General features: G+C 68.2%; 18 protein-coding genes. 10 read left to right on the plus strand and 8 right to left on the minus strand.

The genetic code is table 11. The features are described 5' to 3' along the window. Window positions 1-37 precede the first annotated feature (37 nt). The 4 genes from KEG38_RS20065 to KEG38_RS20080 all read right to left on the minus strand — a co-directional run bounded on the left by KEG38_RS20065 (window position 38) and on the right by KEG38_RS20080 (window position 3,070). Entirely contained in the window at window positions 38-685 is a 648-nt protein-coding gene (locus tag KEG38_RS20065) for a class I SAM-dependent methyltransferase (RefSeq protein ID WP_272421333.1), read from the minus strand. 13 nt (window positions 686-698) lie between these two features. Beyond that, on the minus strand, window positions 699-974 hold the full coding sequence (locus KEG38_RS20070; RefSeq protein WP_272421334.1) for a hypothetical protein: 276 nt from the start codon (window positions 972-974) through the stop codon (window positions 699-701). Window positions 975-1,038: 64 nt separating this feature from the next. After that, window positions 1,039-2,091, minus strand: a complete 1,053-nt coding sequence (locus KEG38_RS20075; protein WP_272421335.1) for a carbon-nitrogen hydrolase family protein — start codon at window positions 2,089-2,091, stop codon at window positions 1,039-1,041. A 10-nt stretch (window positions 2,092-2,101) separates the two neighbouring features. Beyond that, window positions 2,102-3,070, minus strand: a complete 969-nt coding sequence (locus KEG38_RS20080) for a hypothetical protein (protein ID WP_272421336.1) — start codon at window positions 3,068-3,070, stop codon at window positions 2,102-2,104. A gap of 128 nt (window positions 3,071-3,198) precedes the next feature. Between KEG38_RS20080 and KEG38_RS20085 the strand changes: the two genes are divergently transcribed. The 3 genes from KEG38_RS20085 to KEG38_RS20095 are packed head-to-tail and all read left to right on the plus strand — an operon-like array spanning window position 3,199 to window position 5,944. Next, on the plus strand, window positions 3,199-4,293 hold the full coding sequence (locus KEG38_RS20085; RefSeq protein ID WP_272421337.1) for a metal ABC transporter substrate-binding protein: 1,095 nt from the start codon (window positions 3,199-3,201) through the stop codon (window positions 4,291-4,293). Beyond that, window positions 4,290-5,117 (plus strand): metal ABC transporter ATP-binding protein, encoded by an 828-nt coding sequence (locus KEG38_RS20090; protein WP_272421338.1) that lies wholly within the window; start codon window positions 4,290-4,292, stop codon window positions 5,115-5,117. The genes KEG38_RS20085 and KEG38_RS20090 overlap by 4 nt, the downstream gene beginning before the upstream one ends. A 5-nt stretch (window positions 5,118-5,122) precedes the next feature. Beyond that, window positions 5,123-5,944: a metal ABC transporter permease gene (locus KEG38_RS20095; protein WP_272421339.1), complete on the plus strand. Its 822-nt coding sequence runs from the start codon at window positions 5,123-5,125 to the stop codon at window positions 5,942-5,944. Between the two features lie 7 nt (window positions 5,945-5,951). Here the strand turns inward: KEG38_RS20095 and KEG38_RS20100 are convergent, their stop codons facing one another. Continuing rightward, window positions 5,952-6,869 carry a hotdog family protein gene (locus KEG38_RS20100; RefSeq protein WP_272421340.1) on the minus strand — a complete coding sequence of 306 codons (918 nt, stop codon included), beginning with the start codon at window positions 6,867-6,869 and terminating at the stop codon, window positions 5,952-5,954. Window positions 6,870-7,009: 140 nt separating this feature from the next. On the opposite strand from KEG38_RS20100, the gene KEG38_RS20105 reads away from it, so the two are divergent. Together KEG38_RS20105 and KEG38_RS20110 are read left to right on the plus strand one after the other, a co-directional pair. Beyond that, window positions 7,010-10,885 carry a hypothetical protein gene (locus KEG38_RS20105; protein ID WP_272421341.1) on the plus strand — a complete coding sequence of 1,292 codons (3,876 nt, stop codon included), beginning with the start codon at window positions 7,010-7,012 and terminating at the stop codon, window positions 10,883-10,885. Further along, window positions 10,882-12,378: an OmpP1/FadL family transporter gene (locus tag KEG38_RS20110; protein ID WP_272421342.1), complete on the plus strand. Its 1,497-nt coding sequence runs from the start codon at window positions 10,882-10,884 to the stop codon at window positions 12,376-12,378. Before KEG38_RS20105 ends, KEG38_RS20110 begins: the two co-directional genes overlap by 4 nt. An 18-nt stretch (window positions 12,379-12,396) precedes the next feature. On the opposite strand, the gene KEG38_RS20115 is transcribed toward KEG38_RS20110, so the two are convergent. Further along, a complete protein-coding gene (locus KEG38_RS20115; RefSeq protein WP_272421343.1) occupies window positions 12,397-12,579 on the minus strand; it encodes a hypothetical protein in 183 nt (60 codons plus the stop codon). A gap of 92 nt (window positions 12,580-12,671) precedes the next feature. Here KEG38_RS20115 and KEG38_RS20120 point away from each other — a divergent pair, with 92 nt between their 5' ends. The 4 genes from KEG38_RS20120 to KEG38_RS20135 are packed head-to-tail and all read left to right on the plus strand — an operon-like array spanning window position 12,672 to window position 17,026. After that, window positions 12,672-14,066 carry an FHA and sigma-54 interaction domain-containing protein gene (locus tag KEG38_RS20120; RefSeq protein ID WP_272421345.1) on the plus strand — a complete coding sequence of 465 codons (1,395 nt, stop codon included), beginning with the start codon at window positions 12,672-12,674 and terminating at the stop codon, window positions 14,064-14,066. A 12-nt stretch (window positions 14,067-14,078) separates the two neighbouring features. Further along, a complete protein-coding gene (locus KEG38_RS20125) occupies window positions 14,079-15,587 on the plus strand; it encodes a serine/threonine protein kinase (RefSeq protein ID WP_272421346.1) in 1,509 nt (502 codons plus the stop codon). Continuing rightward, the gene (locus KEG38_RS20130) at window positions 15,587-16,009 is read left to right on the plus strand and encodes a ribosomal maturation YjgA family protein (protein ID WP_272421347.1); all 423 of its coding nucleotides are present in this window, start codon (window positions 15,587-15,589) and stop codon (window positions 16,007-16,009) included. Before KEG38_RS20125 ends, KEG38_RS20130 begins: the two co-directional genes overlap by 1 nt. A 12-nt stretch (window positions 16,010-16,021) precedes the next feature. After that, window positions 16,022-17,026: an oxygenase MpaB family protein gene (locus KEG38_RS20135; protein WP_272421348.1), complete on the plus strand. Its 1,005-nt coding sequence runs from the start codon at window positions 16,022-16,024 to the stop codon at window positions 17,024-17,026. Window positions 17,027-17,033: 7 nt separating this feature from the next. Here KEG38_RS20135 and KEG38_RS20140 read toward each other — a convergent pair whose 3' ends face one another. Then, entirely contained in the window at window positions 17,034-19,217 is a 2,184-nt protein-coding gene (locus KEG38_RS20140) for a bifunctional alpha,alpha-trehalose-phosphate synthase (UDP-forming)/trehalose-phosphatase (RefSeq protein ID WP_272421349.1), read from the minus strand. A 342-nt stretch (window positions 19,218-19,559) separates the two neighbouring features. On the opposite strand from KEG38_RS20140, the gene KEG38_RS20145 reads away from it, so the two are divergent. Then, on the plus strand, window positions 19,560-20,105 hold the full coding sequence (locus KEG38_RS20145; RefSeq protein ID WP_272421350.1) for a dihydrofolate reductase family protein: 546 nt from the start codon (window positions 19,560-19,562) through the stop codon (window positions 20,103-20,105). Here KEG38_RS20145 and KEG38_RS20150 read toward each other — a convergent pair. Further along, window positions 20,075-20,782, minus strand: coding sequence for a hypothetical protein (locus KEG38_RS20150; protein WP_272421351.1), 708 nt, complete (start codon window positions 20,780-20,782; stop codon window positions 20,075-20,077). The two genes, KEG38_RS20145 and KEG38_RS20150, sit on opposite strands and share 31 nt — an antisense overlap. Between the last annotated feature and the right edge of the window lie 8 nt (window positions 20,783-20,790).

A 20,790-nucleotide genomic window follows, 5' to 3' on the forward strand; every position in this document is an offset into this window, starting at 1 on the left:
CAGCGGAAAGCGAGCCCGCGCCACCCTCGTCGCAGGCTCAATCCTTCACCCAGAGCCGCAGGAACGGAACGCCGCGCGTCTCCTCGGGCAGGTACACGAATCCCTTGGGGATCGCTCCGCCGAATCCGTGAAAGGTCACGATACACGTGCCGCGCCGGGCCCGCGCGAACGCGGCCTCGACCCGGGCGACATCCTCCGTGGCGCGCTCCTCGGAGAGCGGGACCGTTCGGTCGACCCATTGCGAGGGCGAAAACGTGCTCTCTTCGAAGGGGTTGAACAGGTAAAACCCGTCGTACGCGTCGAAATCGACGTCGTCGAGCATGCCGTGGATCAAGGTGACGCGCGGAATGGCGTACGCCTTGAGGACCTCCCGGCCGGCGGCGACGAGGGTTTCCCGTTGCTCGACGCCCGAGAACTCGAGCTCCGTCGTGATTGCACCAACCACGCAGAACTTCCCCATGCCGGCGCCGATGTCGAGGACGCGGCGCGCGCCGTGTTTCGCGAACAGGCCCGCGGCGTGGCGGGCCACGTGGACCGGGGTCCAGTATCGATTCGAGAGTTTGCGAATGCGCTCAGGGTAGAGCCGGTCGAAAGCGAGGTCGGAGACGACGCGGCCCGCAGCGAGGTCCGCGAGCAGGGCCCTGCGCGCTTCGTTGCGGAAGATCGAGCCGGCCGCGCGCGACACCGAGCGGCCTTCTCTACGAGACGTCACCCGCGTCGCTCGCCCGCGTGGGGCGCGGGGACGCGGGCTTCTGCGCGCGCGTGGCGCGCTTTTCGACCTTCGGCGGCGGGACCGGCTTCTTGCCGAATTGCCGCTTGAACGCGAGCACGATGCAGACGACGCCGAGCAGCCCGCAGGCGAGCGCCGCGGCGATCCGCGCCCACTCCGGCGCCTTGATCCCGTACGCCATGCCGGCGACGTTGAAGAGCGCGAAGCCTCCCATGAGCAGGATCCACGGGTTCGGTTGATTCATGTCGCGGTAGGTCCTCGGAGGCTCGTCGCCGGCGCCCGAAGGTAAGACCCCGACGCTGGAATGTCTACACCTCGACCACGCGGAGGAGCACTTCCTCGGCCTCGGGAGACGCGTCGCCGCGCGCCGCCTCGGCGAGGATGCGCACGGAGGAGCCGTCCTTCGCGAGGATCTGCGAGCGGCCGTCGAAGTGGCTGTCGAAGACCCGGCCGAGGAGCTGCGCGGTCACGCCGTAGCGCACGGCACGGAGCGGGGTGCTTTCCATTTGCGAGAAGAGTCCCTCGTCGAGCCATTGTTGTTTGCGGCTCGAACGTCCGTCCATTCCGCCAAAGGTCCACGGCGTCTCCCAAGGCCAGAAATTCGCGGCGGGCTGGGCGACGACGCTGCAGCCGTGATCGTCGTAATGGGAGAGGAGCGGGCAGAAGTCGGGCTCGCGCGCGGTGTGCGGGACGGCGAAGCCGTCGTAACAGATGAGCGTGCCGACCTGGCCGAACGGCGTGGAGAACGGCATGAGCTCGCCGCGTCGACCCGGCGAGAGGCCGAGCGTGTCCTCGACGGTGGGGACGAGGTTCACCTTGCGCGAGACGCCGATGTGTCGGCCCGAGGGATGAAAGGTGTAGGAGGTGTTGTAGACGCGTCCCTCGGCCGGCGAAAAGGAATCGGAGAGGTTTCCGTGGGCATTGCGAGGCAAGAGCGCGCTGCCGGCCACGGTCCAAACCTCGTAGCGGCGCGCGAAGCGGGAGAAGGCCTCGCGATAGATACGCCGTACCTCCGGAGCGACCGCGAGGAGGAAGCCCACGCTCGTGCGGGTCGTCTTGCCGCGGAGCATCGCGGACGCCATGCGAAACGGCGAGCGGATCGCGACCTTCGTGAGCGCCTCGTCGATGGTGCGCGCGTCGCGGACGGCGTCGAGCCGGCCGGCGAGCGGCAAGAAGCCGCCGATCATCTCGGGGAAGACGGCGAGGCAAGGGTGCTCGTAGGCGCCGTTCGCGAGGCGCGCGCGGGCTTTCGCGAGTTTGTCGCCGATGCGACCGAGCATCGCCTCGAATGTCTCGGCGGACGCGTAATCGTCGGGCGTGACGTGGACCTGACAGGCTGCGAGCTCGACCTTCTGGGGCATCTCGGGCCTCCTATTTCCGGTCCTCTTGCCGCTCCACGCGGAGGGCGGGCACGCCCTTCGGCACGAGGAGCACGTTCGACGCGCGATAACCGCCGGGCGCCGCCGGGTCCGCCTCGCGTTCGAGCTCGCCGAAGACACGCACCCGATCGCCCGGACGAACCACGATCTCGTCGACCGTATCGAATGGGAAGGGGTCGAGCCCGGCGTCCTCGGGGTCGTCCTCGTGCGAGATTGTCTGGACGAACTCATCGACGGGGGAGGCGTCCGATCGATCGACCCGCTCTCGCGGGCCCTCGATGCGAATGCGGCCGCCGGGGACGCGCAGGGTGGTGCCGTCGTCGAGCTTCACCTCGAAGCCCGAGGTCTCGGCGTCGTGCAGCATGAGGTCGGTCCCGAGGAACCGCTTGTTGCGCAGATCGAGGGACCAGGCGACGCACGACGTGCCCGTCGCCGGCGCGAGCATGCCGGTTTGTCCCATCACGACCCCACTCGGCCCCGCCCTGCGCCCGAGCGACGGGGGCTTCGTGATCCCGCCGTTCGGCCGAGGCCGGTTCTGGTAGGCGCGGATGGCCTCGACGATCTTGGCGATGATCCAGTAGAGCGCGACGCCGGCCGCCGCGATGAGCGCGATCACGGCGACGATGACGACGAACTCGCCTTCGAGCGCGGCCGTGCCGCAGTCGCTACAGCCGGTACACCCCTCGAAGATCGAGCCTGCACCGAGGCTCGTGCCGCCGGCCTTCGCGAGCTGCTTGGCGCGCCTGCGTACGGAGGGCGGGCCCCACACCTCCGTGCGCAGCGCGTTGCGTCCCGTGGGGGTTTCGATCGAAACGACGCGGTGCTTGGGCCCGCCGTCACAAGCCTCCTTGGGGCCGAGGAGCGTGCGACAGTCGACGCACACGCGGGCGCGGGGGAATGCGGCGCGTGGGGTGATCGACGTCTGGTTCGCTTTGGAGACGGTGAGGGACGTGGACGACATCGAGAGGCGCATCGTACTACGAGGCCTCGTCGAGGCATCGCCGGAGCAGCATCCGAGCCTGCTTGACACGAATCCCCCCTCGCTTCGATCCTGCCGCCCCGGCCCTCGCCCGGGGGGAAGCCTTGTTCATGACGCCGAGACTCGCCACGGTTCTGCGCTCCATCGTCCTCGTCCTCGTCGTGCTCGTCGCCGCGGCCTGCAGTAGCCGCAGCAAGGACGGGCCCGCCGCCTCCTCGGACAAACCCCGCGTCGCGGTCTCGATCTTCCCGCTCTGGGACATCGCGCGTCGCGTCGCGGGCGACGGCCTCGACGTCGTGCTCGTGCTTCCGCCGGGCCGCTCCGAGCACAGCTACGACCCGACGCCGAAGGAGATGGCGCAGGTCGCGAAGAGCAAGCTCGGCGTGTCGGTCGGCCTCGGGATGGATGGCTGGCTCGAGAAGATCGTGCGCGGCGCGGCGGGCACGGACGTGCCGATCGTGCAGCTCGGCCCGAAGGCGAACCCGCGGCGCATGACGGCCGAGGAGGTCGGCGCCGAGGCCGCGGAGGAGGGCGAGGAGCACGACGATCATGCCGACGACAAGGCGAAGCACGAGCACGAGCACGACAAGCACGCCGACGGTCGCGAGCACGACGACGGCGATCACGCGCCGAAGCCCGAGCCCAAGGGCGCGGCGAAGGGCGAGCACGACCACCACGGCCACAACCACGCGCACGGCGCCGAGGACCCGCATTTCTGGCTGGATCCGGTGCGCATGAAGTCGGTCGTGCCCGAGCTCGTGGAGGCGTTTTCGAAACTCGATCCGAAGGGCGCCGAAGGCTACAAGGCGCGTGGCAAGGCGATCGAGGCGGAGCTCGACAAGCTGCACGCCGAGCTCGAGGCGCGTTCGAAGGGCTGGACGAAGAAGACGATCGTCACGTTCCACGGCTCGATGGGGTATTTCGCCGAGCGTTACGGCCTCTCGATCGCGGCCGTGATCGAGCCGTTCCCCGGCAAGGAGCCGACGGCGCGGTACGTGAAGGACGTCCTCGCCGCGGTCGAGAAGAGCAAGGCCGCGGCGCTCTTCTCCGAGCCGCAGCTCGATCGCAGGCCCGCGCAGGTGATCGCCGATCAGGCGAAGCTGCCGCTCTTCGAGCTCGATCCGGTCGGCGGCAGCGCCGGCGCCGAGACCTACGAGAAGCTGCTCCTCAAGAACGCCGACGTCCTCGACAAGGCCCTGAAATGAGCGCCGTACACGCCGAAGCGGATGGGATGCCGCAAGGCCATTTCACGCTCCCCGATCCGTCGTTGCCGCGGGTCCTGGAGGTGGAGAATCTCATCGTCGACGTGCCCGGGCGGAGGCTACTCGACGGGATCTCGTTCTGGGTGCCGAAGGGCGAGTTCGTGTGCCTCTGCGGCCCGAACGGCGCGGGCAAGAGCACGTTCCTGAAGACGGTGCTCGGCCTGATGCCGCCGACGAGCGGCTCGATCCGGATCATGGGCAAACCCGCACAAAAAGCGCTGCGGGAAGTGGGCTACGTGCCCCAGCGCAAGACGAGCGACATGACGTTCCCGGCCCGCTCGATCGATCTCATCGTGGCGAGCATGCGTGGGAGCTGGCCCTTGCGCATCCGCGAGGAGGAGCGCGCCCGCGCGATCGAGATCCTGCGGCACGTGGGCGGGGAGAAGCTGCTCGAAAAGGAGATCGCGCGGCTCTCGGGCGGCGAGACGCAGCGGGTGTTTTTGGCGCGCGCGCTCGTGAACAAGCCGTCGCTCGTGATCCTGGACGAGCCGACGGCGGGCGTCGACGTGAAGGGCCGGGCGGAGTTTCTCGATTTGCTGGCGGAGATCTCGGCGAGCGACGAGCTCGCGGCGATCCTCGTGACGCACAACCTGGCGGCGGTGGCGCGGTGCGCCGAGCGGGTGGTGTACCTCGACGCAGGGAGGGTCTCGGCGTGGGGATTGCCGAGCGAGCTGCTCGGCCAGGCGTCGCTCTCGGCGATCTCGGCCGTGGCGGGCGGCGATCACGCGGCGCATTCGCATCACCATCAATTGCCGGACGAGGAGTGAACGTCGTGAACGCGTTGCTCGAGCCCTTGCAGGTGGCCTTCATGCAGCGGGCGATGATCGCCGGCGCGGTGGTGGGTGGTCTCTGCGCGATGATCGGCGTCTTCGTGGTGCAGCGGGGGTTGTCGTTCATCGGCGACGGCCTGGCGCACGCGGCGTTCGGCGGCATCGCGCTCGGTCTTTTGCTCGGCGTGTCGCTGGAGCGAATGACGTGGGTGGCGCTGCCGTTCACGGTGCTGATCGCGCTCGGAATCGGCTACGTATTGCGGCGCGGGAACCTGCGCGGGGATGTGGCGACGGGCGTGTTTTCGGCGGTTTCGTTCGCGCTCGGCGTGCTGCTCTTGGGGCTCCGATCCACGGACGGGCCACAGGTGAACGTGGAGACGGTGCTCTTCGGGAGCATTCTGGCGATATCCCCGGACGATCTGATCACGGTGGGCGTGGTCGGCGTGGTGACGTCGCTTTTGATGGCATTCACGTGGACGAAGCTCGCCTATGCGACATTCGATCCGGAGCTCGCGGCGCTGTCGGGTGTGAAGGTGGCCGCGCTCGATTACATGCTGCTCGCGCTGACGGCGGTGGTGATCGTGGTGGCCGTGAAAACGGTGGGGATCGCGCTGGTGAGCTCGTTCGTGGTGATCCCGGCGGCGACGGCGAAAATGGTGGGCCGGAGCATCGGGCGGGTGGCGCTGCTCGCGATTGCCATCGGGGTCATCGGGTCGTCGATTGGATTGATGCTTTCGTACCACGCGGACGTGGCCAGCGGAGCGACGATCATTCTGACGCTGGGGGCGGTGTTCGGGCTGTCGCTTCTGTTCAGGAAGAAGTGAGCGTCGCTCACGCCTCCGCAAACCAAATCCTCGCAAACACCCGCGGCCGCGCCTTCCCGATCGGCCCCTCTGCCTCCTCGTCCGACACCAGGATCGCCGCCACCCCGGCCGCGTCGTCCCGTGCGAACGCGCGAAGCGCGACGCGCACACGTTCGCCCGCGAAGCTCGGCTTGCGGTAGGCGATCTCCGCGGCGCGCGCGAGGAGCGGGTTTTTCCGGCCGAGGTCCCATAACCGGCGCAGCGCGGCTTCCACGAACAGGCGCGGATAGACCAGCGAATTGACGTGCTGGTTCGAGTCCGTATGGTCGAGCCCGAAGATCACCGGCGTCGCGTCGAGCGTGAATGTGTCGTCGAGCCAGCGCGCGCCCGGCGGCAGCTCGATCGAGGCCTCGGGCGGTCGCCACGTGTAACGATCGGGCGGCACCTCGGGCAAACCCGGCACCGAGATGCGCGTGACCTTGCGCGCCTCGGGCGGGCCGAACGGGCGCGTGATCACGTGCTCCGCGAAGACGCGACCCGCGAGCAGGCGCTCGCCCGCGTTCGCCGGCGGAGGCCCGTGCGTGCGCCCCGCTTCGCCGTACACGTTGCACCACATGTTGAGGACCAGCCGCTCGACCGCTCCATTCTCCCCCACGGTATGGGCAAGCTGGAACTTTCCCTCCCCTTTGATCGCCGACATCACCGACAGCGGGCCCTCGCCACCCTCGATCACGAAGCGGCTCAGGATCGGTAGGATCCCTTCCGCTGCGAGTGCAGCCGTCGCGCGGTGCTGCCACACCGCTCGCCATACCGATGGTCCGAGCACCACGGGCATCGCATCGAGCAGCAGTTTTCCGTTCTGGTTAATGTCTTCGTAACGTATGACCAGCGGCCCCGATGCGGTTTGCGCGGCCGGGACGTCGGGTTCCGCGGGGATGAACGTCATGCGCGGCGAGATGTAGCAACCTTTGGTCGTCCCGCCCGTGACAATTGTCGAACGACGCCGTTCCTGGTGAGCCAGAGCTCATGTAGAATCACTTGCGTGGGAGGGTCGCCATGCGCGCTCGTCTGACTCGATCGCCTGTCTTGCGTCGCGTTCTTCGTTCTTTCGGCCTCGCCGCGACGGTCGCTGCGGCCGCGTCGTGCCACGAAGGCATCGATACCACCCGGATTGCGCCGCCCAAGGCCACGCTCGGCGACGATCTGTACGGTGTGCTCTGCGATCGTATCGGCGCGAGCTCGCTGACCGAGGATCTCACGGGCGGCTCGTACCACGCGATCTGCCACTACTCGAACCAGGGCATCTACGCGGACAAAGTCGATACGAGTTTCCTGCCGCCCGCGAGGGGGGCCGAGCAGGAGAAGGCGCGCGCGCTCGGCATCGCCAAGGTCGAGGCCATGGCGAAGCGACGCAGCGACCTCGTGCAGGCCTTCAACGCGATCTTCCCCGACGTCGAGATCGACGACGTCACGACCGAGGCCGAGGGCGACAAGGTGCGGCTGCACGACGCGCTCCTCTCGTTCAGCCAGAACCTCTCGCGCCTCTACGAGTCGAATCCATTTGAGCCCCAAGGAACGCCGACGGTGCCCGCGTCGACGCGCGCGCTCGGTGAGGTCTTCGCCTCGTTCATGAGCAGCGAACCCGCGCGGCAGGCTTTCTCGAAGATATGGGGGCGGCAAGGTTACAGGCCGACGGGCGCGTCCCTCGGCGCGGTGCGGCCGCTGCTCTCGTATCCGCGCCTGCGCCCGCTGCTCGGGAGCGCGCTCGACGTGCTCGCGCCCGAGGGCGTGATGGCGCCCGAGCTCACGCAGATCCTGCGCGTCGTGGAGCGTGATCTCGCGACCGCGAAGCCGACGCTCGCGCCGCTCGCGCCACTCACGGTGGACGCGGCGACGGCGCAGCCGAGCCGGCCGATGGAGACGCTCGAGATGCTCTCGCGGATCCTGCTCGATCAAGACGTGCGGTACGCGAAGGATCAAGACGCGGCGCCGACGTGGATCGCGCGGCGTGATCGGCGCGGGTTCGTGGTGCCGTTCGGCAATGTGCCGGGGCAAGCGGGCACGGTGCCCGCGCCGTTCGCGGATACGGACGGCGATGGGCTCGCGGACACGGACGAGTTCGGGCAGTTCGTGACGAACATCAACGTGCCCGTCTCCGCGCTCGCGCCGTTCAGCCCGCAAGGGACGCCGGGCACGGACGCGTTTGGCCGGCCCGAGCCGCAGGTGTACGAATACGTCGACACGTCGCGCACGCTCATCGGCGCGGTCGCGCAGGACCTCGCGCCGCTCGTGGACGCGACCGAGTACGCGCCGAGCGAGGGCGAGGACGCGTGGCAGAGCGAGCACGAGACCCTGATGTACGCGGTCGCGGGGGCGACGATGCTGCTCGGCGATCGCGAGGACGCGGTCTACGATCTCGAGACCGAGGAGGTCAAACCCGCGGGGACCGAGTGTGCAAGCTGTGTCCCGTATCGGCGCTTCAAGGCCGATACCTCGCCGCTGCCGGATCTCGCGCATGCGCTCGGGCAGATCCTCGCGGATCCGGAGTCGGACGCGCTCGTGCTCGGGCTCATCGATCTCGTGGAGAACCACGAGCAGGAACTCGCGCGGCTGCTCGGCGCGGCGCTGAAGATCCGGAAGATCGCGCTCGACCACGACGCACTCGCGGCGCAGGGCAAAGAGAAATTCGCGCAGATACCGTACGAGGCGCCGATCTGGGACGAGATTGCCCAGGTGATGGGGCGGATCACGCAGCGGCCGGGGCTCACGGCGAAGCTCATCGGATCGTTTGGCGATCCGGCGTTCGTGACGCCGACCGGAGGCGTCTCGCACATGGGCGAGTCGCTCATGCGGCTCATGACGAACCGCGACGAAATGACGTATTACGACGACGATCTCAATGGTCCGGCGTGGAACGTCACGACGAACAACACGCTCGATCCGTCGACGCCCGTGGATCGGACGAAGTCGCTCGCGGGGGAAAACCGCTCGTGCTGGGAGCGGACGCTCGACATCATTCACCACGCGAACAACGTGAAGGCGTGTAACAAGCAGGGCGCGAAGGTGAAGGCGGCGCTCGGCAGCCTCACGGTGACGTGGCCGCTCATCGGCAGCTACGATGAATGCGAGCTGCTCTCGTTCGAGAATCTCGCGGTGTTTTACCTCGACTCGGTCCTGCCGGCCGATCACCCGAAGCGGGCCGAGTTCAAGATCAAATCGGGCACGCTCGAGGGCATCCTGAACTTCCTCGGCGTCTTCACGGACAAGGGCGCGCTCTTCGAGCAGTCCTCGGGGATCACGGGCCTCACGCTCAAGCCGGAGCCGAGCGCGCTGAACCGGCTCGTCTTCTTCGGCGCGACGTCGGATCAGTTCAGCGTGCTGCCGGACCTCGACCTCTACATCCTCGGCGGCAATGCCAAAAACAAGAAGACGAATGATTTCGTCTCCAACCTGATCGAGCCCGTCCCCACCGTGGTTTGTCCGCAGACGCAGCTCGAGACGCGCAAGTGTCAGACGTCGTCGGACCTCCTTCGGCTGCGCGGGGAGAACACGCTGTTCGTCCTCGAACGGTTTGGCTTCTACGATTACCTGCGGCCGCTCGTGACCACGTTCGCGGACGTCTCGTCCAACAGCGACGGTGAGGTCATGCTGCTCGATCTCATCGAGATCCTGAAGCGCCACTGGCCGGGGTCCGATCACGGCGAGGAGTGCAATTCGAGCGGCGATCCCCAGACAAACCCGCTCTATTGCTCGGGCGCGGGCGTGAACACGTACGAGCCGATCCTCGCCGACGCGTTCGTGACCGACATCGTGCCGGCGCTGCACGAGTTCTCGAAGGCGATGCGCGACGTCTCGAAGGTCACGGTCGCGCGCGGGCCGAACGCGGGCCAGGTGCTCACGGGCGCCGACGTGCTCGAGAAGACCGCGAAGATCCTGTTCGACCCGACGTACGCCGAGGCCGCGGGAATGACGGATCGGAAGGGGAACAAGGGCACGACGTGGGTCGATGGGACGCCGCAGGCCCAGCACACGGTGTTCACGTTGTTCGCCGATGGCCTCCACGCCATGGATCTGCGATTCGACAACGCGTGCGGCTGTTCCGGGAAGACGGGGCAGGAGCTCTCCGATTGCCAGGCGGCGTACGATACGTGCAAGGCCGATGCGGATCGGCGCAAGGGGCAATGGAAGCGGGCGCGCTCGCAGCTCGTGGATCAGTTCCTCGCCGTGGAGGGCGAAGGCGAGGCGGCGAAGTTCGCGAACCCGGGCATTCCGCGGGCGCTGTCGACGACGCTGCGCGCGTTCCGCGAGCAGGTGAACGCGCACTGCCCGGATCGCGAGAATGGGACGCCGTGCACCTGGGCGAAGGACGAGCTCGGCAAATCGCTGGCCGATGGGCTCGATAGCCCGATGGTGGCCGCGCTCGTGGACCTCCTCGAAAAGATTCGGCAGGACGAGACGGCGCGGCGTGAGCTCGAGCGGCTGCTCGATCATCTCCTGTCGGCCTCGAGTGATGGGCAGGCGCTCGAAGCGACGTTGTCGTCGCTCGCGGACACCTTGCAAGCGCTGCTCGCCGATACCGAGATCGCGCCGCTCCTCAACGCGGCGGCCCCGGGCGCGCGGCCCGAGGACGAGACGGGGAACAAGGGCGCATTGCCGGCGGCGTTGCAACTCCTGAAGGCGCTCAATTCGGACACGTACGACAAGTACCACGTGATGGATTACATCCTGCCGAACCTCGTGACGCCGATGGAGCCGGTGAACGGCGTGGCGAGGCTCTCGCCGCTGGAGATCATCATGGACACGGTGGCCGAGGTGAGCCGCATCGACGCGGCGGCGAACCCGGGGCCACTCGCGCCAAACGATTACGAGACGATCTTCGGCTCCGCGCGTGATTTCCTGACGAGCCCGACCCGCGGTCTCGAGCAGATCTACACCATCGTGCAGAAGCGGCCCCGCGAATGAACGGACAAACCTCCCCGCGGAAGCGCGCCCTCGCCATGGGCGCGCTGGCCGCCGTTTCTCTCGGGCTTTTCACCGAATCCGCCGGAGCGGCGGGCCTCTATCTGTCGGAGCGCGGCGTGCGCCCGCTCGGTCGTGGCGGGGCGTTCGTCGCGGGCGCCGACGATCTCGGCTCCGTCGTCTACAACCCGGCGGGGCTCTACGACGCCGGAATGAGCGTGCTCTTCGACGCGAGTTACGTTCATTTTTCGAGCGAATACACGCGACGCACCGTCGTCCGGCAGACGGATCCGAACACGGGCGCGACCGTGAACGAGGGCGTGCAGACGTTCGATCCGGTGCAGGGGAGCGCGCCGTTTCTGCCGATCCCGACGCTCGGATTTTCGTTCGTCCCGCACGATCAATGGGTCGTGGGCGTCGGGGTCTGGGCGCCGTACGTGGGCATCGCGACGTACCCCGAGACGTCGAACGGACAGCCCGCGCCGCAGCGGTATTCGCTCCTCTCGCTCGAAGGATCGATCCTCGCGGTGGGCGGCGTGTACGCGGCATACGCGCCGACGCCGAAGCTGCGGATCGGCGCAGGGTTCGAGCTGCTCGCGGGGACGTTCCGGAGCACGGTGGTGTTCTCGGGCTGCGTGCCGGACAGGTTTTTCTGCGCGCCGGAGCAGCCGGCGTGGGACGTGCTCGCCGAGCTCGCCGTCGGGCCGATCGTGGCGCCGTCGGCGAACGCGGGCCTGATTTACATCCCGCACCCGAAGGTGCGTGTGGGTTTGTCCGGGCATCTGCCGTTCTGGGTGCGGTCGAGCGGGACGATCCGGACGCGGCTGCCGTCGGCCGCGCCGTTCGCGACGGCGCGGCAGGAAGGCGAGGACGCGGACGTGGCCTTCGAGCTGCCGTGGAACGTGCGGTTCGGCGTGGAGGCGCGGCCGAACGACAAACTCCGGGCCGAGCTCGCGCTCGCCTACGAGGACTGGGGCGTTCACGACAGCATTCGCGTGGATCCGAACGGGGTCGCGCTGAAGAACGTGGTGGGTTTTCCCGAGACGTACCTCTTGCCGCCCGTGAACCTGCCGCGCAATTTTCGGGGCGCGTTCTCGGCGCAGGTCGGCGGCGAATACACGATCCCCCTCGGAAAAACGCAGCTCGACGTGCGGGCAGGGCTGCGCTTCGAGACGAGCGCGGTGCCGAACGAGTACGTCTCGGTGCTGACGATCGATTCGAACAAGCTGACGCCGTCGATCGGCGCGGGCCTCCACATCGGGCCCGTTCGGCTCGACCTCGTGGTGGCGCACGCCATCCTGTTCTCGCAGGACGTCGATCCACGCGAAGCGAAGATCCCGCAGGTGAGCCCGCTCGTGGCGAACCCCCCGCCGCAACCGAACATCATCAACGGCGGGAACTACGCGGCGAGCGCGACGATCGTCGGCCTCGGCGCGATGTACACGTTCGGGAAGGCGGCGCCGGCAAAGGCGAGCGCCACAGGGAACGGGACGTAGACGCCGCGCGGGCGCGGTTCAGCCAGGCCCGCTTCCTCCGACCTTCTGCGCGATCTTCTCCAGCCGTTCGAGCGACCTTCGCAAGTCGGCCCGGTACGCGTGGTCGTCCGTGTGGACGAGCTCGTTGCGCATCTCCCGCAGCCGGATGTCGAGCGCGATCCTGAGCTCCCGTGCTTCTTCGTCCGCGATCTCGAGGTTCATGCACGAACGCATGGAGCCGCGACTCTCCGGCGAAAAGCGGGGGGCGCGCGGGCCCGTGACGTCCGCGGGCGTGCGTGCTCAGATGGCGGCGCATGAGCGGGCGCGAGGACGAGGACGAGTTCGACGACAAGGTGGAGACGGAGCTCGTGCGCAGGCCCGATCGCGCGGCCGCGCCCGGGTTCTCGCTCGTGGTCGTCGCCGGCGCGAGCCGCGGACAGACGTTCACGATCGCGCCCGGTCACCCATCGCGCGTGCTCGTCGGGCAGAGTCCGATGTGCGATCTGCGCATCGACGATCGGCTGGTCTCGCGCAGGCACGCGGCCTTCGAGATCCTGCGCGGCAAGCTGCGCGTGACGGATCTCGACTCGACGAACGGTACGTCGGTGCAAGGCGTGGCCGTGCAAGGCGCGCTGCTCGCGGGCGGCGAGGTCGTCACGGTGGGCGAGACGCAGATCCGCATCGACAGGCTCGCGGATCAGGCGCCCGCGGAGATCCCTTCGGCCGTGCGGTTCGGCGCGATGGTCGGCGCGAGCCCCGAGATGCGCGCGCTTTATCCGCTCTGCGAAAGGCTCGCGAGCGCGAACGTGCCCGTGCTCATCGAGGGCGAGACGGGCACGGGCAAGGAGGTTCTGGCCGAGTCGCTGCACGAGCTCGGGCCGCGCAAGCAGGGGCCGTTCGTGGTCTTCGATTGCACGGCCGTGCCGCCAAACCTCGTCGAGTCCGCGCTCTTCGGGCACGAGCGCGGGGCGTTCACGGGCGCGACCGAGTCACGCAAGGGCGTGTTCGAGGAGGCGCACGGCGGCACGCTCTTGCTCGACGAGATCGGTGATCTCGAGCTGCCGCTGCAAGCGAAGCTGCTCCGCGCGCTCGAGCGCTCGGAGGTGCAGCGCGTGGGATCGAACCGATGGATCCGCGTGGACGTGCGGATCCTGGCAGCGACGCGGCGCGATCTCGATCACGAGATCCAGGCGGGGAGGTTTCGCGACGATCTGTTCTACCGGCTCGCGGTGGCGCGGATCGAGCTGCCGCCGCTGCGAAGGCGAACGGGCGACGTGCTCGTGCTCGCGCAACATTTCTGGCGGCAGCTCGCGGGCAAGGACATGCCGTTTCCTCCTGATTTCGCGCGGCGGATCGCGGACTACGCGTGGCCGGGCAACGTGCGCGAGCTCTACAACGCGGTCGCGCGTCGCGTGGCGCTCGGCGAGCTCGCGCCCATCGCGACGCTGCGTCCGAACCCGCCGCGCGCGCCCGGCGTGCCGCGGCCGAGCTCGCCGCCGAGGCCCGCGTCGGGGGCGGGTTTCATCGAGGAGATCCTCGCGCTCGACCTGCCTTTGCCGCGGGCACGCGAGCGCGTGGTGGAGGAATTCGAGCGACGCTACGTACAGCGGGTGCTCGCGGCGCACGGCGGCAACGTGGGCGCGGCCGCGGCGGCGTCGGGGATTGCGCGGCGCTACTTTCAGCTCATCAAGGCGCGGCACAAGGGGTAATCTCGGGGCTTCATGGAAGCCGAACGCGGCTCGCCCCGGGCGCTCATTCTGGGCCGCTACCGCGTGTACGACGAGATCGCCGCGGGTGGCATGGCCACGGTGCATCTCGGGCGGCTCATCGGAGACGAGGGATTTTTGCGGACGGTGGCGATCAAGCGCCTCCATCCATGGCACGCGCGGATCGCCGAGGTCGTCGCGATGTTCACGGACGAGGCGCGGATCGCAGCGCGGATCCGGCATCCAAACGTGGTAGGCACGCTCGACGTGGTGTCGCAGGAAGGCGAGGTCTTCCTGGTGATGGAGTACGTGCACGGCGAGCCCTTGTCGCGGCTCATCAGTGCGGCGAGCAAGCGCAAGCAAAAGATCCCGCCGCGCATCGTGGCCGCGGTGCTGTCGAACGCGCTGCGAGGGTTGCACGCGGCGCACGAGGCCAAGGACGCGCGGGGCGAGCCGCTCGGCGTGGTGCATCGTGATGTGTCGCCGCAGAACGTGCTCGTCGGCGCGGACGGCGTTTCGCGCGTGCTCGACTTCGGCATTGCGCGCGCGGCCGGGCGGGCGCACGTGACGAGCGACCATACGATCAAGGGCAAACTCGCGTACATGTCGCCCGAGCAGCTCCGCGGCGAGGTGCTCGATCGGCGGGCGGATGTGTATGCGGCGGGCGTCGTGCTGTGGGAGACGCTCACGTGCCGGCGGCTGTATGCGGGGGCGTCGGAGGATCTCGCGCTCGTGCGCCTGCTCGAAGCCGAGGTCGAGGCGCCGAGCAAACGCGTGGCCGATCTGCCGACGTGTTTCGACGAGGTCACGCTGCGCGCGCTGCGACGGGACGCGGACGCGCGATACGCCACGGCGCTCGAAATGGCGATGGCGCTCGAGGCGTGCGGGCCGCTGGCGACGCCGTCGGAGATCGGCGCGTGGGTCGAGGAGATGGCGGGGGAGATGCTCGCCGAGCGGGCGCGATTGATTCAGGCGATCGAGAGCGAGGAGCGCCGCACGTCGTTGCCCCCGCTCGCGAAGGAGCCGGCGAAGTTGGTGCCTAGCCGCGAGGAGGTGACGCTGCTCGACACGCCCGTGCCGCCGGCGCCGGTAGCGGCGGTGACGGCGGTTTCGGTGGCGAACACGGAGTCGCAGAATGCGGCGCCGGCGAATACGCCCGAGCGACGCGTGACGCCCGTGGTGCTCGGGCTCGTCGGGCTCGTCGGGATACTCGTGGTGGCGCTGATCGTCGTTCTGCTGCGGGGGAGCCCCGAGAGCGCGGCGTCTGCGCAGGGCGCGCCTTCGATGGCGGCGAGCCTCACCGCGCCCGAATCCGTGGTCCCGAGCGCGCCTTCCGCAACGCCCACGCCGGCGCCTTCCGCCACGAGCGTCGTATCGGCGGCGCCCACCCTTTCACCCAGCGTGACCGCGCCGCCGCGCTCGACGACGACGCGCGTGAAGACGGCCGCGCCGAGGGATGGCTGCGATCCGCCTTTTTTCATCGATGCGTCCGGTCGAAAGAAGTACAAGCGGCATTGCCTTTGATGGCCGAGCATTCGTCGAGAAGAACCGAGTGCCGTCGTTCGCGTGGGCTTTCCGCGGCGCTCGTGCTCGTGACGATCGGGCTCGGCTTGCTTTCGCGGAACATCCCGGGGCTGCCCGCGTGGCTCTCGAAGGGCGCGGGGGACGCGCTTTATGCCACGATGAGCTTCTGGCTCGTGGGGCTCGTCGCTCCTGCGTCCGGGACCGCGCAAGCGTCAACCGCCGCGCTGATCTTTTGTTACGCAATCGAAGCCAGTCAGCTCTATCACGCGCCGTGGATCGATGCGATCCGCGCGACGCGGCTCGGTGGGCTCGCGCTTGGACATGGATTCCATGCGATGGACCTCATTTATTACGCGGCCGGTGTGATCGCGGGGGTCGGGATCGAGCGCGCAGGGAGGCTGCGGAGGGAGCGGCCTCCGTGATACGTTGATGCAATGGCCCCAGACGTCTCTCCCCTTTCCACGAAGGCTTTCGAGCAGGACAGACAGCGGAAGGAGCGTTGCCTCGCGTACGCGCGTGAGCATGCGGAGGGCCCGGTGGAGGGGCTCTTCGCGCAGGACGGGATGGTGCGGCGAATCTGGCGGGAATGGGCGATGCTGGCCGCCATTCCGCCGGCGGTCGTTCTGGAGGTGCTCCTGCCCGAGGTGGCCGAGGGCGTGGGGCGGTTCAGCGATTATCAAACGAAGCTGATGGCGAGGACGCGGCGGACGGTGTACGCGACGCATGCGCTCGTTTTCGGGGACGTTTCGATGTCACTCGAGGTGGGGGGGCGGATCTTCCAGCTCCACGAGCGCGTTCGCGGGAGGATCTCCGCGCGTTCGAGCGAAGGAAGGGCAGGGCAGCGGTATCGCGCGAACGATCCGGCCGCCATGCAATGGGTGTTCGCGACGCTGGTGCAAGGGGCGATCACCACGTACGAGGCGGCCATCGAGCCGCTCGATCGGAATGAGCGGGCGCAGTTTTACGAGGAGTCGAAGCGCTGGGGCGCCGCGGTGGGTTTGCACCCGGAGCAATTGCCGCCGGACTGGGAGAGCTTCGACCGGTATTTCGAGGGGATGGTGGAGGGAGAGCTCGAGCTCGGGGATATGGCGCGAGATATCCTGCGGGTGCTGTTTGGGCCGCCCTACATGCGCGGGGCCGCGAGGCTTTGCGCGGGGCTCTTGCCGGAGCGGTGGCGGAGCGCGGTGGGTTTGCCCTGGGACGCGGAAGCAAAACGCGCGTACGAGCTCGCCCTCGGCGCGCTGCACGGGACGAGGCATTTGCCGCCGGCCTTGAGGTACGTGCCCGCGTGGCATCAGGCGGCGGCGCGGATCGAGGCGGCGCGGGGCGAGGGGATTTCGGGGACGACACGAATCGTGCGATCGCTCGACGCGCACGGGTTGATTCCCGCCGGACTCGCACCACCCGAGAGGGTGATGCGGAAGTGCCCGCGCGGCTAACAGCCTGTTAGTCCGCGGCAATGGCCTGGAGGAAGGCGCGAGCGGCCGCGGGCCCGGACAAACGGTAGGGAGCGCGGCTCGGGCGCGGGCCGACGTGCATGGCGACGTGCGGCGCGGGGAGCGCGGCGAACATTTCCTCGTCGACGAGGTCGTCGCCGAGCGCGACGAGGCGGGCGCCGGGGGGAGCGCGTTCGAGCAAGGAGGCGACGAGCGCGCCGCTCCCCGCGCCCATGGGGCGGATTTCGACGGTCTTGTCGCCGGGGAGGATCTCGACGGGCGTGTTCTTGAGCAGATCGCCGAGGTGGAGTCGTAGGTCCTTGGCCTGGAGCACGCCGAACTCAGGGTCGGCCATGCGGTAATGGAAGGTCAGGGAGGCGTTCTTTTCTTCGAGCAATGCGCCCGGGGTGCGGGCGACGAACTGGCGGAGCAAGGGCAGGAATTTCGCATTCCAATCGGAAGGGATGTTCTTGCGGGCCCGCCATTCCCGCGCCTCTGCGTCGCGCGTCCAGAAGCCGTGCTCGGCTGCGAGCGAAATGGGCAGGTCGCCGAGCCAGCGTTCGAGGGCGTCGCGCGACCGGCCGCTGACGACGTGCACGCGCGTGCCGGGGCGTCGCGCGAGGGCCGTGAGCAGGTGCCGGAGGTCCGGATCGGGCGCGGCTTGGTCGGGAGCGCGGGCGAATCGGACGAGGGTGCCGTCGTAATCGAGGAGCAAGGTGAGGCGCGGCGCTTGGCGGAGCTCGGTCGTGAGGACTTCGAGGGCCGCGGACGTGGTCGCGCCGAGGGCGCGTCCATGAGATGCCTCGGATTGCTCTTCGAGCGTGGAGAGGAAGCTCTGTGCCCAGCCGTGGACGTCGTGCTCGAGGACGTGCTGCCGGAGGTTTTGCATGCGCTGGCGCCGCTCGTTTTCGGGCATGGTGAGGGCGCGCTTGAGGGCGGCCGCGACGCCGCCGATGTCGTACGGATTGACGAGCAAGGCGTCGGCGAGCTCGGAGGCGGCGCCGGCAAGCTCGCTGAGGACGAGGACGCCGTCCTCGTCGGTGCGGGACGCGACGAACTCCTTGGCGACGAGATTCATGCCGTCGCGCAAGGGCGTGACGAGCATGACGTCGGCCGCGCGATAAAGCGAGGCGAGCTGGCGTTCGTTGAAGGAGCGATACATGGAGTGAATGGGCACCGAATGGACCGTGGCGTAGGCGCCGTTGATGCGGCCCACGAGCTCGTCGACCCGGCTGCGGAAGCCCTGATAGGCCTCGACGTTCGTGCGCGAGGGGACGGTGACCTGGACGAGGCGGACCTTGCCGCGCAAGGAGGGCTCGCGTTCGAGGAGGCGCTCGAGGGCAAGGAGGCGGCGCGGGATGCCTTTCGTGTAATCGAGGCGGTCGATGCCGAGCAGAATGCGCTGGCCCGGCTGGCGGAAGGCCTGCGCCTCGGCGGCGACCTCGGGCGAGCCGGCGAGGGTGGAGAGCGCGGCGGCGTCGATGCCCATGGGAAAGGCGCCGAGCCGGACCTCTCGGCCCTCGGTGAAGACTCGATCGACGTTGGCTTCGAGGCCGTTCACGAGGAGGAGCGCGGACGCGAAATGGCGCAGATACGAGAGTGTGTGAAACCCGATGAGATCGGCGCCGAGCAGGCCTTCGAGGAGCTGCGTGCGCCAGGGGAGGATGCGGAAGACTTCTGAAGAGGGAAAAGGGATGTGGAGGAAAAAACCGATCCGCGCGTTCGGGATTTTCTTTCGCAGGAGGCCGGGGACGAGCATGAGCTGATAGTCGTGGACCCAGACGATGTCGCCTTCGCGGTGGTGGGCGGCGACGAGGTCGGCGAATCGCTCGTTCACGCGGCGGTAGCTCTCCCAGTCGCGCTCGCCGCCGAGCGGGACACGATCGAGCATGTAATGGAAGAGCGGCCAGAGGACGCCATTGGAGAATCCCTCGTAAAACCTGGAGACCTCGCCCGGCGAGAGGTGGAGCGGGACGTAGCGGAGCTCTTCCAGGCGCGCTTCGAGGGCGGCGCGCTGATCGGGCTGGAGGCGCGAGACGTCGCCGGGATAGCCGAGCCAGAGGCCCCCGGAGCGCTCGTGAGGCCCCTTCATGCCGGTCGCGAGGCCTCCCGCGCTGCGGGTGACGAGGACCTCGCCATGCTCGACCTTCACGGTGACGGGCAGACGGTTCGAAACGAGGAGCAGGCGGGCCATGACCGGGGAGGGTGGCATCGACGAAACGTTTTGTCCACAAACAATCGGATGACGAAATGATGCTGTCGGGACGAACCGTACGGGGAGATAAAGAATTCTCTTGCAAGGCCCGCGGGGGGTGGGTAAGGTCGCCGCGACGCTGACGAAGCGTCGTCTATGATCTCCACGCGCTGAGCACGAGCCCCCGCCATTGCGAACACCGCTGTTCCTCCCCGTCCGTCCATCGTGGATGGGATGGGTGGAAGTCGAGCGCCGGTCGTCTGCTCGTGGCGGATTCCGAAACCGTGGTTGCTGCCTGTTCAGACGCCGGCAGGTTGGGCCGGCGTGTGTCTGGAGATCGGTATGAGAAAAGTCGTGTATCACGTCGCCGTCACGGTCGACGGCTTCATCGCGCGCGAAGACCATTCGTTCGATTGTTTCGTCAACGAAGGGCCGCACGTCGACGATTACCTCGCGTCGTGGGCGGGCTACGGCGTGGTCCTGATGGGGCGCCGCACATACGACATCGGGCTGAAGCTCGGGGTCACGGATCCGTATCCGATGATGGAGACGTACGTGTTTTCGCGGACGCTGGAGAGCCCGAATCCGCGCGTGAAGGTCGTCGCGGAGGACGCCGTCGGTGTCGTCCGGAAGCTGAAGGCAGAAGAGGGGAAACCCATCTATCTGGCCGGCGGCGGAGAGCTCGCAGGGATGCTGCTCGCCGAGGGCGTCGTCGACGAGCTCTTGATCAAGTTGAACCCGCTGCTGCTCGGCGCAGGCATTCCGCTGGTTTCGCGGTTGCCCGCGCATGTGAACCTCACGCTCTTGTCGACGAAGGTGTACCGCAATGGCGTGTTGCTGCTGCAGTACGCGGTCGGTCACTCGGCGCAAGCGGCCGGGACGGTATAACCGAGCTTCGGCGCGAGCTCCCGATGCACGGAGAGGCCGTAGGTGCACACCTTCGGATCGTCCGGCGCGCGCAGGAGTAAGCCCTTGGACTCGTCGCAGGCCTTGCGAAAGGGGTTATCCCCGCCCTTCAGCGTGGCCGCCGCGTCGAGCGCGCAGGTGCAATCGCTGTAACGCTGGCACGGGGACGGGGGCGCGGTGCCCCCGTCCTTGGCCTCATTTTTCGGCGCGTTTGCCCACTGTCGCTGCTGCGCCTCGGCAGCCGTCAAATACTCACCATTCCACTTGGCTTCATCGCCAGCCAGCTCGACGCGCACCGATGTTTCGGTGACCGTGAGCTTGCCGTCGATGGGCAAGATGTCCCAGCCCTGGGCATCGGGTTGCATCGTCGCATGGCCCAGGCGCGTCGCCCGGTAGGTCTCATTGACGTACGTTCCTTCGAGCGTTGCCTCGAGGACGACGACGCGGAACTCGGGATCGGACGGCCCGATCTTCTCGTGGAAGACGACGCTCGAGTCGTAGACGAACGCATGCCCCGGCGGCGCCTCGCGGGCGAGCGGGTGCCCCTGCATCGCGGAGGGGATCGTCACGTTCGGACGCGGCATGGGTTTTCCTTTCGAACAGGCAGACGCAATGGCAAGCGTGAGCGCGTAGGCGATCGAGAGGAGGACGGGCCGCATCCGCAACG

Origin of the sequence: Polyangium jinanense (genome assembly GCF_028435265.1) — a bacterium.
Taxonomy (GTDB): Bacteria; Myxococcota_A; Polyangia; order Polyangiales; family Polyangiaceae; genus Polyangium; species Polyangium jinanense.

Coding starts and splice junctions, on each gene's coding strand:
- KEG38_RS20070 (WP_272421334.1), bottom strand. CDS start 974: ATGAATCAACCGAACCCGTGGATCCTGCTCATGGGAGGCTTCGCGCTC.
- KEG38_RS20075 (WP_272421335.1), bottom strand. CDS start 2,091: ATGCCCCAGAAGGTCGAGCTCGCAGCCTGTCAGGTCCACGTCACGCCC.
- KEG38_RS20080 (WP_272421336.1), bottom strand. CDS start 3,070: ATGTCGTCCACGTCCCTCACCGTCTCCAAAGCGAACCAGACGTCGATC.
- KEG38_RS20085 (WP_272421337.1), top strand. CDS start 3,199: ATGACGCCGAGACTCGCCACGGTTCTGCGCTCCATCGTCCTCGTCCTC.
- KEG38_RS20090 (WP_272421338.1), top strand. CDS start 4,290: ATGAGCGCCGTACACGCCGAAGCGGATGGGATGCCGCAAGGCCATTTC.
- KEG38_RS20100 (WP_272421340.1), bottom strand. CDS start 6,869: ATGACGTTCATCCCCGCGGAACCCGACGTCCCGGCCGCGCAAACCGCA.
- KEG38_RS20110 (WP_272421342.1), top strand. CDS start 10,882: ATGAACGGACAAACCTCCCCGCGGAAGCGCGCCCTCGCCATGGGCGCG.
- KEG38_RS20115 (WP_272421343.1), bottom strand. CDS start 12,579: ATGAACCTCGAGATCGCGGACGAAGAAGCACGGGAGCTCAGGATCGCG.
- KEG38_RS20120 (WP_272421345.1), top strand. CDS start 12,672: ATGAGCGGGCGCGAGGACGAGGACGAGTTCGACGACAAGGTGGAGACG.
- KEG38_RS20125 (WP_272421346.1), top strand. CDS start 14,079: ATGGAAGCCGAACGCGGCTCGCCCCGGGCGCTCATTCTGGGCCGCTAC.
- KEG38_RS20130 (WP_272421347.1), top strand. CDS start 15,587: ATGGCCGAGCATTCGTCGAGAAGAACCGAGTGCCGTCGTTCGCGTGGG.
- KEG38_RS20135 (WP_272421348.1), top strand. CDS start 16,022: ATGGCCCCAGACGTCTCTCCCCTTTCCACGAAGGCTTTCGAGCAGGAC.
- KEG38_RS20140 (WP_272421349.1), bottom strand. CDS start 19,217: ATGGCCCGCCTGCTCCTCGTTTCGAACCGTCTGCCCGTCACCGTGAAG.
- KEG38_RS20145 (WP_272421350.1), top strand. CDS start 19,560: ATGAGAAAAGTCGTGTATCACGTCGCCGTCACGGTCGACGGCTTCATC.
- KEG38_RS20150 (WP_272421351.1), bottom strand. CDS start 20,782: ATGCGGCCCGTCCTCCTCTCGATCGCCTACGCGCTCACGCTTGCCATT.